The 16,236-nt window shown below is 72.0% G+C and carries 11 protein-coding genes and 2 pseudogenes; 2 read left to right on the top strand and 11 right to left on the bottom strand.

Features of this window, described 5'->3' with window-relative positions; translation table 11 throughout:
- Positions 1-2: 2 nt before the first annotated feature.
- The gene (locus tag JF597_RS55865) at positions 3-1,073 is read right to left on the bottom strand and encodes a hypothetical protein (protein WP_366916553.1); all 1,071 of its coding nucleotides are present in this window, start codon (positions 1,071-1,073) and stop codon (positions 3-5) included.
- 253 nt (positions 1,074-1,326) lie between these two features.
- Entirely contained in the window at positions 1,327-2,427 is a 1,101-nt protein-coding gene (locus JF597_RS47095; RefSeq protein ID WP_294011529.1) for an ROK family transcriptional regulator, read from the bottom strand.
- A gap of 126 nt (positions 2,428-2,553) precedes the next feature.
- On the opposite strand from JF597_RS47095, the gene JF597_RS47090 reads away from it, so the two are divergent.
- The gene (locus tag JF597_RS47090; protein WP_294011501.1) at positions 2,554-3,633 is read left to right on the top strand and encodes a Gfo/Idh/MocA family oxidoreductase; all 1,080 of its coding nucleotides are present in this window, start codon (positions 2,554-2,556) and stop codon (positions 3,631-3,633) included.
- A complete protein-coding gene (locus tag JF597_RS47085) occupies positions 3,633-4,133 on the top strand; it encodes a heme-degrading domain-containing protein (RefSeq protein ID WP_294011499.1) in 501 nt (166 codons plus the stop codon). The genes JF597_RS47090 and JF597_RS47085 overlap by 1 nt, the downstream gene beginning before the upstream one ends.
- A gap of 7 nt (positions 4,134-4,140) precedes the next feature.
- On the opposite strand, the gene JF597_RS47080 is transcribed toward JF597_RS47085, so the two are convergent.
- The 9 genes and pseudogenes from JF597_RS47080 to yidC form a co-directional block, all read right to left on the bottom strand.
- Positions 4,141-5,484 carry a phosphomannomutase/phosphoglucomutase gene (locus JF597_RS47080; protein ID WP_294011527.1) on the bottom strand — a complete coding sequence of 448 codons (1,344 nt, stop codon included), beginning with the start codon at positions 5,482-5,484 and terminating at the stop codon, positions 4,141-4,143.
- A gap of 105 nt (positions 5,485-5,589) precedes the next feature.
- A pseudogene (locus tag JF597_RS47075) lies at positions 5,590-6,171 on the bottom strand (nucleotidyltransferase family protein); the annotation flags it as partial.
- A gap of 27 nt (positions 6,172-6,198) precedes the next feature.
- Entirely contained in the window at positions 6,199-7,077 is an 879-nt protein-coding gene (locus JF597_RS47070; protein ID WP_294011497.1) for a polysaccharide lyase, read from the bottom strand.
- A gap of 66 nt (positions 7,078-7,143) precedes the next feature.
- Positions 7,144-9,183 carry a right-handed parallel beta-helix repeat-containing protein gene (locus tag JF597_RS47065; protein WP_294011495.1) on the bottom strand — a complete coding sequence of 680 codons (2,040 nt, stop codon included), beginning with the start codon at positions 9,181-9,183 and terminating at the stop codon, positions 7,144-7,146.
- Between the two features lie 298 nt (positions 9,184-9,481).
- On the bottom strand, positions 9,482-11,290 hold the full coding sequence (locus tag JF597_RS47060) for a right-handed parallel beta-helix repeat-containing protein (RefSeq protein ID WP_294011493.1): 1,809 nt from the start codon (positions 11,288-11,290) through the stop codon (positions 9,482-9,484).
- Complete coding sequence (locus JF597_RS47055) at positions 11,287-12,516, bottom strand: glycosyltransferase (RefSeq protein ID WP_294011491.1); 1,230 nt, start codon at positions 12,514-12,516, stop codon at positions 11,287-11,289. The genes JF597_RS47060 and JF597_RS47055 overlap by 4 nt, the downstream gene beginning before the upstream one ends.
- 167 nt (positions 12,517-12,683) lie before the next feature.
- A complete protein-coding gene (locus tag JF597_RS47050) occupies positions 12,684-13,571 on the bottom strand; it encodes a 2-dehydropantoate 2-reductase N-terminal domain-containing protein (protein WP_294011489.1) in 888 nt (295 codons plus the stop codon).
- A gap of 980 nt (positions 13,572-14,551) precedes the next feature.
- Positions 14,552-15,315: pseudogene (locus JF597_RS47045) on the bottom strand (fumarylacetoacetate hydrolase family protein).
- 133 nt (positions 15,316-15,448) lie between these two features.
- On the bottom strand, positions 15,449-16,168 hold the full coding sequence (gene yidC, locus JF597_RS47040) for a membrane protein insertase YidC (RefSeq protein WP_294011486.1): 720 nt from the start codon (positions 16,166-16,168) through the stop codon (positions 15,449-15,451).
- Between the last annotated feature and the right edge of the window lie 68 nt (positions 16,169-16,236).

Below are 16,236 nucleotides of genomic sequence, written 5' to 3'. Positions count from 1 at the left end.
GGTCACCGCCGTCGGCGTGCCAGCAGGAAGGCGCTCGCTCCCACGGCGAGCAGGGCGACGCACGCGGTGAACAGCCCGTGGGCCAGGCCGAGGCCGGTGCGGGCCAGTTCGCGGGCGCGTTCCCCGGCCTCCCAGGGTCCATCGGCGCCGTCCCAGGCGCCTCGGTTGTCCCAGGCTTCCCGGCGGCGGTCCCAGACCTCCCTGCGGCGGTCCCAGGTTTCCCGGCCGTCCCGGCCGTCACGGCGGCCGTCCCGCTCTCCGCCGGCCTCGTCGGTGAAGGGCGGGGCGCTGTCGCCCGGGGTGGCTCCGGGGGTGGCCCCCGGGGTGGCGCCAGGGCTGGCCCCCGGGCTGGTGTCGGGACTGGCGGAGCCGGTCCCCTCAGGTGTCCCTTCGGGTGTCCCCTCAGGTGTCTGCGCGGGCGTCTCCGGGCCGACCTGCGAGGAGCCGCTGGAAGGGACGGCGGGGACGGCGGGGGCGACGCTCGCGGGCGGCAGCGGCGGCGCCTCGCCGCCGATGCCGAAGCGGTAGGCGTTCGACTCCCCCACCCACTCGCCGTCCGACCCCTGCCGCTGTACGACGGCCGCGTTGACCGTGACCCCGTTCCGTACGGCGTCGGAGGTGACGGCCAGCCGCACCTTGACCGAGACGGTCGCCCCGGGCGCCACGGTGAGCCCCGGGAAACCGGTCCCGTCGAAGACGCCGACCAGTTCGGACTCGTCGGTCTCCGTCAGCGGGACCGGGCGGGTGCGCGGGCCGTCGTAGAACTCCAGCTCGGCCTGGGACGGCTTGAGGGCCTTCTTGTCGTCGACGAGGACGACGACCGGGTGGATGGCGGCGCAGGTGTGGCCGGTGGTGTTGGTGAGGTCGAGGTACCAGGTGCCGAAGCCGCCGCCGGGCTCGTAGGACGAGGGGCCGTCGTGGAGGCGGGTGGTGAGGGGGAAGCCCTGCTGTTCGGCGCCCGCGCAGGACGCGTCGGCGACGGCGGGGGCGGCCGTCGCCTGGGACGCGGGGGCGAGTACGGCGGTCGCGGCGGCCAGGCAGAGGGACAGGAAGGTGCTCAGTCGCATGCGCATGGACAGGTGACTCTGCCGGGCGGGAGCCGGGGACGCCGGACGCCACTCCGCGGACGGACCGGTAGTCCCCCCGATCAGCCGTCCCCCGTACCCCGTTCACCGCCGCCTCTTCGCCGACCCCGTCACCCTTCCTCACCCCGTCGCCCTTCCTCACCCCGCCGCGACGGCGATCAACCACAACGGCGGATTTCGGCGGTGCCGAACGGCCGGTGGGCACCTGCGGGCCAGTGGGGGCCGTCCGCCCGAGCGGTGATCAGCCGTCCGCGCGGCCGAACAGCGGGGCGAGGAGCAGCTGAGCCGCCCCCTCCGCGACGCCCCGGTCCCCGCCGGGGGCGAGGCGGACGGGGACGGTCGTACCGAGGCCGCCCTCGCGCCGAGCGTGTTCGTCGAGGACGGCGGCGACCCCCCGGACGAACGGCTCCGGCGCGGCGGCGATCGTCCGGCCGCCGAGCAACACGACGTCGATGTCGAGCAGGCCGGCCAGGTTCGCGGCGCCGACGCCGAGGACCCGCGCCGCCTCGGCCACGTCGCCGCGGGCCACCGCCGCCAGGCACAGCGCCTCGATGCAGCCGCGGTTGCCGCAGGGGCAGGGCGGTCCGTCGAGCTGGACGACCTGGTGCCCGAACTCCCCGGCCGCGGTCCGCGCCCCCCGGTGCACGGTGTCGCCGATCACGAGGCCGGCGCCCAGCCCCGTACCGAGGAGCAGGCAGGCGAAGGAGCCGCCCTCGCCGCCGACGGCGAGTCCGAGGGCCGCCGCGTTGCTGTCCTTGTCGACGACGACCGGCACCCCGAGCCGCGCGGCGAGCTCGTCCCGCAGCGGGAAGCCGTCCCACTCGGGGAACCCGGTGACGCGGTGCAGCACCCCGTGGCTGTGGTCGAGCGGGCCGGGCGCCCCCACCCCGACCCCGAGCAGGGTGTCGCCGCCGCGCTCGACCAGTTCCCCGGCCAGCTCCACGACCGCGCCGAGGACGGCCTCCGCCCCGGCCCCCAGGTCCACCTCCGCCTGCCGCTCCGCGACCACCGTGCCGTCGAGGTCGACGAGCACCGCGCGCAGCTCGTCCCGGTCCAGCTGGATCCCCACCGCGTGCCCTGCGTCCGGCACCAGCCGCAGCACGGTGGCGGGCTTGCCGCCCGTCGACGCGCGCCGCCCGGCCTCCGCGGCGAGGCCGTCCTCCCGCAGCCGCGCGGTGATCTTGCTGACCGCCTGCGGGGTGAGCCCGGTCCGCTCGGCCAGTTCGAGCCGGCTGATGCCGCCCTCCCCGGCCGTGCGCAGCAGGTCCAGCACCAGCGCGGTGTTGTGACTGCGCAGAGCCGGCAGATTGACCCCGGCCGCACCCGGCCGCCCGCCGCCCACGCCGGCTCGCCCGCCCGCACCCGCTCGCCCGCCGCCCACACCCGGCCGCCCGCTCCTCGTCCTGTCCACGCCACTCATTCTCCCTCCCACTTGCACTTTGGCAACAGCGTTGCGAAAGTAGGACGCATGACAGCTGCTGCCACCCCCCTTCGCGTCGGCCTCATCGGCTACGGCCTCGCCGGGTCCGTCTTCCACGCCCCCCTGATCGCCGCCGCCGAGGGCCTCGCCCTGGACACGGTGGTCACCTCGAACCCCGAGCGGCAGGCGCAGGCGAAGGCCGAGTTCCCCGACGTCCGGACGGTCGCCGCCCCCGACGAGCTGTTCGACCGGGCCGCCGAACTCGACCTGGTCGTCATCGCGTCCCCGAACAGGACGCACGTCCCGCTGGCGACGACCGCCCTCGAGGCGGGCCTCCCGGTCGTGGTCGACAAGCCGGTCGCCGGCACCGCCGCGGAGGCGCGCGGGCTGGCCGCCCTCGCCGAGGAGCGCGGTCTGCTGCTCTCGGTCTTCCAGAACCGCCGCTGGGACAACGACTTCCTGACGCTCCGCAGGCTGCTGGCGGACGGCGAACTCGGCGACGCCTGGCGCTTCGAGTCCCGCTTCGAACGCTGGCGCCCGCAGCCCAAGGGCGGCTGGCGCGAGTCCGGCGATCCGGCAGAGATCGGAGGTCTCCTCTACGACCTCGGCAGCCACGTCGTCGACCAGGCCCTGGTCCTCTTCGGCCCCGCCACCGAGGTGTACGCCGAGTCGGTGATCCGCCGGGCCGGCGCCGAGACGGACGACGACACCTTCATCGCCGTCACGCACGCGAACGGCGTCCGCTCGCACCTCTACGCCTCGGCGACGGCGGCCCAGCTCGGCCCGCGCTTCCGGGTGCTGGGCTCGAAGGCCGGTTACGTCAAGTACGGCCTGGACCCCCAGGAAGACGCCCTGCGCAAGGGCGAGCGCCCGCACACCTCGGCCGCCTGGGGCCAGGAACCGGAGTCGCTGTACGGCCGTCTCGGCGCCGGAGAGTCCCCGGTCACCGGCGGCGGCCGCGCCGTCCCCACCCTCCCCGGCGACTACCCCGCGTACTACGCGGCCGTGGCCCGGGCCCTGCGGGGCGAGGGCCCCAACCCGGTGACCGCGCTGGAGGCGGCGGCCGCCCTGGACGTACTGGAAGCAGCCCGCCGCTCGGCACGAGACAAGGTGACGGTGACCCTCTGATGCACCGCCCGCAGCTCACCCCGAAGACCGCTCCCGAACTCACCCCGTCCGTGGAGGAGCTGGAGAGGCAGGAACGCCGCCTGGTGTTCCGCCAGTTCACGTACGACGACGCGTGGGCCCTCGGCTCCCTGCTGGTGGAGATGGCCCGGGAGCGCCAGGCCCCGGTCGCCGTCGACATCCACCGCGGGGGCCAGCAGCTCTTCCACGCGGCCCTGCCCGGCTCCACCCCCGACAACGACGCGTGGATCATCCGCAAGCGCCGCGTGGTCGAGCGCTACGGCTCGGCCTCCTACCTGGTCGGCGCCCGCTTCCGCGCCAAGGGCACGACCTTCGAGGAGTCCTCCCGCCTGAACCCGGACGAGTACGCGGCCCACGGCGGCTCCTTCCCGATCACCGTCGAGAACGCGGGCGTGATCGGCTCCGTGACGGTCTCGGGCCTCCCCCAACTCCAGGACCACCGCTTCGTGGTGGAGGCCCTGGAGAAGTTCCTGAAGCCGTAACGCCCCTTCAGGAGCGCCGTACGAGGGCGAGCACCTCGTCGCGCAGGGCGTCGACAGCCGCCGGGACGGGTGCCTCGACGTTCAGCCGCAGCAGGGGCTCGGTGTTCGACGGCCGCAGGTTGAACCAGCGGCCGTCGCTCAGGTCCACTGTCAGCCCGTCCAGCCGGTCGGTGGTGACCCCTTCCCCGCGGCAGGCGGCTTCGACCCGGTCGAGGGTGCCGGGCACGTCGGCGACCACGGAGTTGATCTCACCGGAGGCCGCGTAGCGGGAGTAGCCGGCGGCGAGCTCGGACAGCGGACGGTCCTGCTCGCCGAGGGCGGCCAGCACGTGCAGGGCGGTGAGCATCCCGGTGTCGGCACGCCAGAAGTCCCGGAAGTAGTAGTGGCCGGAGTGCTCGCCGCCGAAGACCGCGTCGTGCTCGGCCATCGCGGCCTTCATGAACGAGTGGCCGACCCGGGAGCGGACCGGCGTGCCGCCGAGCTCACGGATGATCTCGACGGCGGCCGCGGAGGTGATCACGTTGTGCACGACGGCCGAGCCGGGGTGACGGGCCAGCTCGCGGGCGGCGACCAGGCCGACGACGGCCGAGGGGGACACCGCCTCGCCGCGCTCGTCGACGAAGAAGCACCGGTCGGCGTCGCCGTCGAAGGCGAGGCCGATGTCGGCGCCGACGGCGCGGACCCGGGCCTGCAGGTCGACGAGGTTCTTCGGGTCCAGGGGATTGGCCTCGTGGTGGGGGAAGCTGCCGTCGAGTTCGAAGTACAGGGCGTCGACATCGACGGGCAGGCCGTCGAGGACGGCCGGGACGGTGTGGCCGGCCATGCCGTTGCCGGCGTCCACGACCGCGGTCAGGCGGCGGTTGCCCTTGAGGGGGACGAGGGCGTTGAGGTGGGCGGCGTAGTCGCCGAGCAGGTTCCGGGAGGTGGTGGTGCCGGGGCGGGCCGCAGGCGCCGGAATGTCGCCGGACTCCAGCCAGGACCGGATCCGCCCCAGCCCGGAGCTCTCGCCGATGGGCGCCGCTCCGGCACGGCACAGCTTGATGCCGTTGTCCTTGGCCGGGTTGTGGCTGGCGGTGATCATCGCACCGGGCAGGTCGAGGCTGCCGGAGGCGTAGTACAGGTAGTCGGTCGAGCCGAGCCCGGCGTCGACGACGTCCGCCCCCGCCGTGTTCGCGCCCGCGGCGAACGCGGCGGCCAGCTCCGGGCTGCTGTCGCGCATGTCGCGGGCGACCACGATCCGCGGTGCGCCGGTGAGCCGGACGAAGAGGGCGCCGGTCCTGCAGGCGAGGTCGGAGTTCAGCTGTGCGGGGACCTCGCCACGGATGTCGTAGGCCTTGACCGCGTTGTCCACGCCGCGCCAGTACCCGTTGATCCGGTACGCCGACAGCCGGTCCTCCCGCGCCAGCTCGGGGAACGTGGTGTCCTCGTGGTCGCCCAGGTCCGGCAGGAGCGCGGTGACCTCAGGCTCGAACAGATACACCCCCGCGTTGATCCAGTGCGGCAGCACCGGTGCCTCGGTGAAGCTCGTCACCCGGTCGGAGTGGCTCATCTCCACGATCCCGTACGGCGACTTGAGCGGCGTCACCGCCAGCGTGGCGAGCGCGTTCCGCTCGACGTGGGCCCGCGCCAGGTCGCGCAGCGAGAAGCGGGTGAGGATGTCGCCGTTGAGGCCGGCCCACCGCTCCGCGGGGAACGGGAGGTGGGTGGCGGCGTACTTCAGGCCGCCGCCACGGCCGAGCGGCTCGTCCTCGACGACGACCCGTACGTTCAGCGGAAGTCGGTTGGCGGCCACGTAGTCGCGCAGCACGTCGGCCTTGTAGCCGCAGGAGATGACCACCTCCTCGATGCCCTCGGCCGCCAGCCAGTGCGCCTGGTGCTCGAAAATGGGCCGTCCGGCCACCTCCACCAGGGCCTTGGGGATGTGGTCGGTGTAGGGGCGCAGCCTGCTGGCCTGCCCTCCGGCGAGGATGACGGCCTGTCGGACGTGCGCTCCGCCCCAGCCGGTGATGGCGAGAGCCGTGTCATGGGTGATGGTCATGGGTGGGTCCCTCCTAGGACGGGATGTTCAGACGCCTGGCAGCGGGTCGACCGGCCGGTCGGACACGGCGAACGCCGCGAAGTCGGCGTACTGGGAACGCGGCGTCGCCCATGTCGGGTCGCTGCCGCCGAAAAAGGTTGAGAAGAGCACTCCGTCGATGCCGAGCCGATCGGTGGTACGGAATTCCAGCCCGCCCCGGCTCAGCACCTGCCGCCCGTCGACGTGGACGGTCACGTTTCCGTCGAAGTGGCCCGGCTTGTTGAGGCGTATGGCCTGTTCGACGCAGACCCAGCGGCCGAGCGGCCAGTCCCAGGAGCCACGACCGAGCGAGGTGCCGTGGGCGACCGACGTCGGCAGATACGCGTAGACCTCGGCGGCGCCGTGTGTGCGCCACATGTAGCGGGTGGACAGCCCGTTCGCCCCGTCGGGGATACGACGGCCGCTCGTCACCGTCCCGCCGTACAGGCCGGGCAGCTTGCCGCCCTTGACGAAGTCGAAGTACTTCGGGAACCGCACGTAGTAACGAAGGTGGAGGAGGTCCACGGGGCCGCCCGCCAGTTCCAGGTAGATCTGGGCTCCGCCCTCGGGCAGGCCGTACTGTCGCGCCACGGTCGGGCTGGCCGAGCGTGCCGGGTAGTGGACCCGCAGCAACCGGCCCAGCACGGGGTGGTGTCCCGGCAGCAGCCCGGCGCGGGAGAGGCCGAACGAGCCGGCCTGGCGTGCCGTGAGCCGGGGGCCGAAGAACCCGGCCACGGCGGACGGGTCCGCGCTCAGCGGGGTGGCCGAGCCGGTGGAGCGGCCCGGGGATCCGGACGTGCCGCCCCCCTGGCCGCCGAAGGAGCAGGCGGCGACCCCCGTACCGATCACGGTGGCCCCCAAGGCCGTGATGAACTGCCGTCTGCGCACTGCCGCCGCTCCCGTCTGCCGGTGTGCCGAACCGTCGATCCGTGCGTCGGGCCGTCTCAAGGCCCGCTAACTCGTGCTGACGAACCGGTAGTCCACCTCCTGTGCCGTGCTCGGCACCGTGTGCAGGGTGAGGGTGCCGTCGGCGGCGGCCGTGCCGCTCGCGAGTGTGGTGCCGCCCACGGTCAGCGCGTACCTGGCGCCCGGCGTCAGGCCGACGGCGGTGAAGGCGAGGTCGGTGCCGGCGGTGCCGGGTGCGACCAGCACCTCGTACGCCCCCGCGCCGGTGGGCACGCGGCCCGTGGCGGTGCCGCTCGCGGGGATCACCGCGACGGACTGCGGGGTGACGGTCACCTGGGAGGTGCCGACCGTCGCCGCGGTCAGTGTCGCCGTGCCGCCGGCTCCGGCGGAGCCGAGCGCGGTGGTGACGGCCGGGAAGCCGCTCGCCTTGTGGACGGTGCCGGCCGAGCCGGTGAACGACGCAGAACTCACGGAGTCCACCGCCACCTTCGTGGCCTGCTTGATGTCCTTGAAGGTGATGCTGCCCGGTGTGGTCGAGTCGCCCTTCACCGAGTACGTCAGCGAGGTGGGGACGGTGTTGCCGGAGAACACGGTCCCCGTGCTCCACTGCGTGAGCACACCGGAGGAGAACGTGCCGCTGAAGGTGTTGCCGGAGAAGACCGTCCCGTCGGTCTGGTTCAGCTTCACCGCGTTGCTGGCGGTCGTGTCGAAGGTGTTGCCTGTGAAGACCAGGTCGTTCGGCCGCCCGGTGCTGTTGGTGTAGGCCGGGATGTCGGAGCCCTGGTAGGTGAAGACGGCGTACTGGCTGCTGTTGCTCACCGTGTTGCCGGTGGTGGTGATGTTCGACGAGCCGACGCTGTAGCGCAGGCCGTACTCGGCGCCGGTGACCGTGTTGTCGCGGATGGTGTCGCCGCTGCTGTCGAAGACCGCGATGCCGGCGCCGTTGGGCTGGTCGTGGACGTAGTTGTGCTCGATGACGCTGTCGGTGACCCCGCGGTGGATCATGATGCCGTGGACCTGGTTGTCCGACGGGTCGTCGTCACCGACCGGGACGTACGGCGGAATGCCGTTGTGGTCGACCTCGTTGTACGCGATCTCCAGGTGGTCGCACCGCTGCGAGCAGATGATCCCGTGGTCGCCGTTGTCGTGCGAATGGTTGTGCGTGATGGTCAGGTAGTCGGAGTCGTCGTGCGGGTCGAGCCCGTACATGACGTTGTGGTCGTACTCGTTGCCGGTGAAGGTCATGCCGTACGCGTCGAACGTGTACGTGCCCATGAAGTTGTTGTGGAACCGGCTGCCCGTCTCCGAGCCGTAGACGTTCAGCGCCGCGCACACGGCGAGGTGGGTGGAGTCGCAGCCGCGGCCCTTGTACGACACGCCGTAGCTCTCGGCGTCGTGGGAGCCGAGGTAGCCGATGTCGCTGTCCTTGATGTCCATCCGCGACTCGCGTGGCGTGCCGTCGGTGTCCAGGTAGGAGATGGCCCTGATGAAGGCGCGCGCCCGGGAACCGGACGGGGCGTTCGCGGGCAGGTACGGGTCCGTGTCCGGGGCGCCGGTGGCGTCGTCCCACGAGGTGATGTGGACGGTGTCGATGTCGATGTCGCCGTACTGCGCGGTGATGGCGCTGACGTGGGTGGCGACGTTGTCGGACAGGCTGCGCAGCCGCAGGGTGTCGACGTCGCCGCCGGCCGATGTGCCGTGCAGTTCGAGGGTGGCGCCGTTCTGGACGACGAGGTCCGCGCTCAGTTCCCAGGTGTTGGTGGACGGGTCCGTCTCCACCAGGGGTGCGGACGGGCAGAGCGCGTCGATGTCGGACAGGCTCGCGGTGCCGGAGGTCAGGTAGATCGTGTTGGTGCTGCCGGCATAGCGGACCTGACCCGAGCACGAGACGGCCTCGGCCGGTGCTGCGAACAGCACCACGGGGCCGGTCAGCAGTCCGAGGACGGTGAGGGCGACGCCGAGGCGGCGGGCGGAGCGGCCCGCGGGGGCGACGCTCCTGGCCGACCGGGAGAGAGGGGCGGGCGCAAGGCCCGTGCGAGGCGGGTCGGCCGGGGCGGTCGCGCCCGGTCTGAGTGGTTGGTCGTTCATACGAGACTCCTGACATGTCCTCCGCCGTTCGGCACTGAACCGCGGAGGCGCTGTTTGCGATGAGGACGGGCGGGGCGGGGCTCGTTCCGGGGAGTCCTCCGGCCGTCCGGTGGTGCGCGCCGTATCCGATTGGGTGGTGCGATTGCCGGCCGGGAGCGGGCCGGTACCTCAGCTGCCCGCCGAGGAAGAGCCGGGCGGGTCTGCGTCGGCGGGCACGGCAGGAGCTTCGGCGGTCCGGGGGCGGGCGGACGGCCCGGTGACCGGTGCCTCCCCGTCCCCGGGGCCGCCCGCCCCCGGGTCACGCGGTGTTGCGCACGTGGGCCGCGACCCGGGGCCGCGGTGTCCTGCGGTGGCGGACCTGGTGGACGGTCTGGAGCAGAACGGCGAGGGTGAGGGCGACCAGCGCCGCGAACCCGAGCCAGGGGAACGGCGGCAGGGTCACCTCCGTGTGCCCGAGCCGCTTGATCGTGCCCTTCCCGGACAGGGCGGTGGGGGCCCTCACCCGCGAGTCCGTGATGCTGATCCACGCACCCGCGTCCGCCTCGATTCCCTTGCGCTCGGCGAGAATGTCCAGGCCGTCGGCGGCGGCGTGCACGCCGGAGGCCAGGTGCATCCCCCGCCGGGCATCGCTGACGGTCAGCTTCTCCAGCCGGGCGGAGGCGCCGAGGTCGACGGCCGTGAGGGCGCCGCTGACCGACCCCCCGCTGACCGTCAGCCCCGTGGACGCCGAGGCCAGGCCCTTGCCGGAAACGCCGCTGATCCGGACGCCGGTCAGGACGACGCCTCTGGTGGCGTCGGAGGCGGTGACTCCGGCCCGGCCGCCGTGGACGACGACGGAGTTCAGCGCGGCATCGCTCGCGTGCCCGTAGATCTTGACGCCGGTACCGGCGCCGCTGACGGTGGTGCCGTCGACCCGGACGTCGGGACCGCCGATCGCTATGCCCCGGTCGAAGCCGCTGATCGTGCCACCGGTGACGGTGGCACCGGCGATGTCCGCGGCGAGCGTCACCCCGGCGCCGTCCGCGCCGCCGGTGAGCCGGGCATCGCGTACGGTCACCCGGGCGCCCTGGCCGGAGACGCTGATCGCGGAGGACGCGCCGTCCACCACGGTTTTGTCGAGGGCGCAGGAGACGCAGGAGATCAGCCGGACACCGCCGCCGGCGTCGTGGTGCGATGCGGTTGCCGTGAGCGTCAGGCCGTGCTGGGCGGTGGCTTTGATGCCGGTGCCGTGGCTGTCACTGGTGGTGACGCCGGACAGACTGCGGCGGTCGGTGCCGCCGACCGTCACACCGTTGCCGCCGCTGCCCTCGACGGTCAGCCCGCGCACGGTGGTGCCCCGGTCGCCGTCCAGTACGACGCCGTCCTGGACGGCATCCTTGACGGTGACCTTGTCGAGTTCCACGCCGGTCGACCCGGTCAGTCGCAGGCCGGTGCGGTCGCCCTGGAACGTGGAGCCGGTGGCGGATCCGGTGGCGGCCCGCCCCCAGGTGATCCCGGACTCCCGGGCCGGGGCGTCGGCGCCGCGGCCGAGGCCGGTCACTTGCGCGTCGTCGATCGTCATGCGGCCCCCCGCACCCATGGCGAGGTAGGGGCGTCCGGCCAGGTCCGCGGGGGCCGGGGTGGAGCCGTCCGCGGCCGCGGAGGCCAGGGTGACCCCGTCGATGTCGAGGGTGGCCCGGCTGCCGCGGATCCAGGTGCCGGACGCGGGGGTCTTCCCGGCGGTCATCAGCACGGTGGGCGTGCGGCGGCCCATCTGCAGGGTGGTGCCGGGAGTGAGCAGCACGGCCGTGTTGATCCGCACGGTCTTGGACCGGCCCGTCTTCGCCGGTGCGTGACCGATCCACTCCCCGCCCGCGTTGGCGGCCAGCCAGCTCAGCGGGAGCGGTCCGTACTGCGGGTACAGGCGTTTCACCACAGAGCCGTGACTGACCAGGGCGACGGTGCCGGGCCTGATCACCATGAGCCGGTCCGGGCGTCCGCTGCGCTGCCAGGCGGCGACGTCCGGGTCGCCCCCGGTGCCGCCTGCGGCGTGGGCGGCGGGTGCGACGGCGGCCAGCAGGGCGGCCGCGACGAGGGCGGCGCGTGCGACGCGGGTGGCGTGTCTCATGCCGTGGCCTCCGCTCCGGCGGGCTGGGCGGTCCTGACGACGACGCCGTTCTCCACCGAGACCTGCCTGGTCAGCCAGCGCTGCTTGCGGATGGTGGCGAGCGCGCAGAGCTTGACGACCGCCATCATGAACGAGATCAGGACGAAGCCGGGCACCAGGAAGAACGACGAGGGCTTGCGCACCAGGTGCGGCAGGATCTTCATCGACCGGCTCACCCACCACCAGCCGGCCAGGCAGGCGACAAAGAACCAGTCGTGCCGGATGATCGCCCAGGTCATGAAGAAGGGCGAGAACAGCAGGGTGAAGCTGCTGACCCCCTTGTCGATCATGGTGTAGGCGAGGAAGGGGTGCCGCCAGACCCAGCGGCGTGACAGCGCCCTCAGGTCGGAGCGCCAGGTGTTGCGGGCCCAGCGGAGCCGCTGCTTGAGGAAGATCCGCAGCGTGCCGGGGAAGGTCGACCAGACACGGGCGGAGCGCTGCATGTAGGTGAGGTGGCCGCGCTCCAGGATCAGAGTGGTCAGCCGCTTGTCGTCGCCCGACATGCAGGGGACGCCCAGGAACGTCTCCGCCATGAAGTCGTCGGATATCTCCAGCAGCAGTTCGCGCCGGTAGACGGCGGTGCGTCCGGACAGGCACGAGACGGCGCGGCCCATGACGGTCTGCGCCGCGTTCTCGTCGAAGTACCGGTAGTCCAGGTACATGTCGTTGACCCGCTGCAGGAACCCCTTGGGGTTGTACACGTTCTGCCGGGTCCCCACCCCGCCGATCCTGGGGTCGGCGAAGGGCTTGCAGACCTCCCGGGCGACGTTGTCCGCCCAGATGGTGTCCGAGTCGACCAGCGCCACCAGGTCGGCGGAGCATGCCTCCCACCCCTTGCGCAGGGCGTCGCGTTTGCCGGGCACGTCGGTGACGACGACGGTCACGGGATAGCGCGCCGCGATGTCCTGACAGGCCTTGTCGGTGACGTCGATGACCAGGACGACCTCGGCCACCTCGTTCGCCAGCCACGACTCGATCGCGTGGGCGAAGATCTCCGGATCCTCCTGGTACACCGGCACGACGATGCCGAGCGGGAGGAAGTGGTCGTTCTTCACGGGCTGGTAGAGAGCCGCGGGGGCCCGCCGCACGAGCCAGCAGGCCCAGCGGACCAGGCCGAGTATGCCCAACGGCAGGTAGACGAGGTAGTACCGGAAGTCCAGCAGGGTGGTGTCGAAGAGTCCGCTCATGGGCCTGTTCTCGTTGGGTCCACAGGTGTCTGACAGCCTCCGCCGTCACGCCGGCCGTGCGGCGCGGCAGCGGAGAGAGATGCCCGGCGGCCGGGATCCGGCCCGGACCGGCCGGCCGACGGGCTGGGCCGGCGCGGAACCGTGTCGGGCTGCGCCGGCCGCCGGGCCTAGGCGGTCAGGGCCTCGGTCTCCAGTTCGGCCACCTCGGCGAGCTTGTCGTTCACGGTGACGACCGCTTTGAGCAGCGGCATGTCGACGCCGATCGACGCGGCGAGGCCGAGGAACCCCTGGGTGTCCTTCGGCAGGCAGACACCGCCGTACGGGGCGCCGCCCCGGATGCCGTAGTACGGGTTGTACGAGGCCTCCGCCGAGCGGGCCACGGTCTGGGCGATCGGGTCGAGGTCCAGACCGAGGTGCTGACCCACCAGCCACATCTCGTTCCAGAAGCTGATCTTCGTGGCGTTGTAGATGTTGTGGGCGCACTTGACGAACTCGGCCTCGGCGGGGTTCGAGAAGACGCGTGTCTCACCGCCGAAGGGCGCCAGCAACTCGGCCAGTCGCTCCCGGGTGCGTACGCTGCGCGAGGCGATGACGGTCATCCACGGGTGGCGGAAGTCCTCGACCGCGGTGGCCGCGCGGAGGAACTCCGGGTTGCTGGCGAGCGAGAAGCCCTCGCCGGCGGTTTTCCCCGAGTGCTTCTCCAGCAGCGGCTGCACGAGGCCCTCGGCCGTACCCGGCGGGACCGTGGAGCGGACCACGACGATGTGCGTACCCGCGGCGTCGGCCAGCGCGGCGCCCACGGAGGCGGTGCCCGCCTCGAACGCGGACAGGTCGTAGCGGTGGCCGACGTTGGGCGTAGGCAGCGTGAGGAAGACGAACGCGTCCGGCTCGGCGCTGAGGTCGAGTTCGGCGCGCGCGTCCAGCCCCTGGGAGCGCAGGTAGTCCAGGCGCTGCGGCGCCACGTCGATGAAGGTCACCTGATGGCCGGCGTGGAGAAACCCCATGCCAGTGGCTGTTCCGACGACTCCGGAACCGACGATGAAGATCCTGGCCATTTGAATCACTCTCCTGTTCGGATTCGGGTGCCTGCGGGCACGCCGAACACGGAAGCGGAATGCAGAGATTCGGCGACAGGGAATGGAAAACGCCATCCCGCGCGAAATACGGTGAAGAACAGCGCCGGCCGCACGGCGAGCGCGATTGACGGTTAATTCACCGAAACGTTTCGGCATCGACACGCCTCCCCAGGCGTGCGGCCGGTGATGCGACGCCGCGAGACGGCGCCGCCGATGCCCCCCAAACCCCCTGTCAGTACTACTCGGTACTACATCAAGCGACGAGACGCCCCCCTTGGTGCCCGTCGCTCAAATCAGACAGTACGAAGTTATACACGGGATCTACACATCCGCGGACGCGCGGCTGTTAATTACCTATGTCGGAAATGTAAAGGACATCTCTGGTGCGAGCGCTCCGCCCCATGCCGGATTCCACCTGACCGCCCGCATCCCGACGACGACGGAAACGCTTCCATAGCGAACAGAAACACCGTCAGGACAGCGCGCGATCACATGGCCTATATACGTCGAGGCACGGCCTTCGCATCCGAGACCGCCCACGAGCGGCCCTCCGCCGACTTAAGACCGGCTGGTCAACCGAGGCGAGGACGCCGACAGGGGGGCGCTTCGGCAGCGTCGGGCAGCCCGCGCGAGTGCGTTCAGCCGTGCCGGGGCGGGGCGGCGCCTCTTTGCAGACGAGGAACACCGCATGGCCGGGATGTCGTCGGCGACCACATGCCGCCGTGGACGTGTCCTCGGTGGGCCACGCCGCCCGAGAGCGGTCCGTGGCGCACGTTCATGGACGAGACATGGCCGGTGGTCCACCGCCGTGTGCCCTCGACGGACCGCACGGACGAGGTGAACGGCGGTGAGGTGAACAGCGCCTTGGACGGCTTCGACGCCGCCGGCTGTGCCGGTTCACCGGCGCTGGACTCTCCTGGCGTGAACCGGCCACCCCTGTGTCGGGCGAGGGTGAGCTTTCAGGCGTCCTTGAACTCCTGCCGCTGACGACCGAGCCCACCGATCTCCAGCTCCACCACATCCCCGGACTGACATACCGCACCACTTCGGCCACCGAGAAGATCTGCTCGGCCGTGGTCCCGTCCTGCTTCAGCTCGCCGTTCACCCAGAGCTTCAGCGACAGGTCCTGCGGGTCGCCGACCTCGTCGGCCGTCACCAGCCACGGCCCGAGCGGGTTGAACGTCTCGCAGTTCTTCCCCTTGTCCCAGGTCCCGCCCCGCTCGATCTGGAACTCCCGCTCGGACACGTCGTGCGCGACCGCGTACCCGGCGACGTACGCCAGCGGATCCTCGTCGTCGGCCACATAACGCGCCGTACGCCCGATGACCACCGCCAGCTCCACCTCCCAGTCGGTCTTCACCGACCCGCGCGGCACCAGCACGGTGTCGTTCGGCCCCACGACCGTGTCCGCGGCCTTGAAGAAGACGACCGGCTCGGCCGGCGGCTCGGCCCCCGTCTCGCGGGCGTGGTCGTGATAGTTGAGCCCGATGCACACGACCTTCCCGATCCGCCCCAGCGGCGGCCCGATCCGCAGCCCGGTCGCGTCGAGCGCGGGCAGCTCACCCGCCTCGGCGGCGGCCCGGACCCGGCCGAGCGCCGCGTCGTCGGCGAGCAGAGCCCCGTCGATGTCGTCGACGATCCCCGTCAGGTCCCGCAGGACACCCTCGGCGTCGAGCAGCGCGGGCCGCTCCGCCCCCGCCGTACCGACTCGCAGCAGCTTCATGGTCGTCACCATCTCCTTCGACAGCAGTCGCCCGACCGATGGGTGCAGCCATCGGAGGACTGGTCGATCCTCCAAGATGACCGTACAACGGGCAAGAGCCTGTTCACGTACTGGACCGTAGGCGCCATGGCCCTCACCTGTAGAGCACGGCGCGCTCCACCGCGCTCCACGTCGTACTGGTCACCACGTACAGCGCGGCGGCCAGCGGCACCACGGCCACGGTGACCAGCGTGAAGTACGACAGGTAGGGCATCACCTTGGTGACCGCGCCGACGCCGGGCACCTGCTGGTCCCCCTCGCCCGTCACCGCCACCGCCATCGCCGCCGCCGTCGTCCGCCGGGCGCGGCGGAGGTTGAAGGTGGCGACGGCGGCGACCACCGCGAACAGCGCCAGATAGACCAGCCCGCCACCGCTGCCGAACCCGCCGTCGGCGAGGACGTCGCTCCACCGCCCGCCGAGCGGAGCGCCCAGGAGCGCATGGGACAGCAGAGCGTTGCCGTGGCCGCCGATCGTCGCGCTGGAGAAGAGGTGGTAGAGGACGAAGAACGCGGGCAGTTGCAGCAGTCCCGGCAGGCAGCCGGACAGCGGCGAGACCTTCTCCGCCGCGTGGAGTTCCAGTACCGCCTTCTGCAGGGCCTCCTGGTTCTTCCCGTGCTTCTCGCGCAGTTCGGCGATTCTCTGCTGGAGTGCCGCCCGGGCGCGCTGCCCGCGGGCGGCGGCCCGGGACAGGGGGTGCACGAGCAGTCGTACGAGCGCGGTGAACAGGACGATCGCGGCGGCGGCCGCGGAGGCGTGGAAGAGCGGCTGGAGCAGGTCGGCGAGATGCTCGACCAGGCCGGCGAAAGCGGACATGAGGACGGACATGGGTGGGAGCCCTCCGGGGGTCTCGTCGTGCCGTGGGTGAAGAGGCGGGACGGCAT

Source organism: Streptomyces sp. (assembly GCF_019510245.1).
Taxonomy (GTDB): domain Bacteria; phylum Actinomycetota; class Actinomycetes; order Streptomycetales; family Streptomycetaceae; genus Streptomyces.
This window is presented reverse-complemented; position numbering and strand designations above follow the sequence as displayed.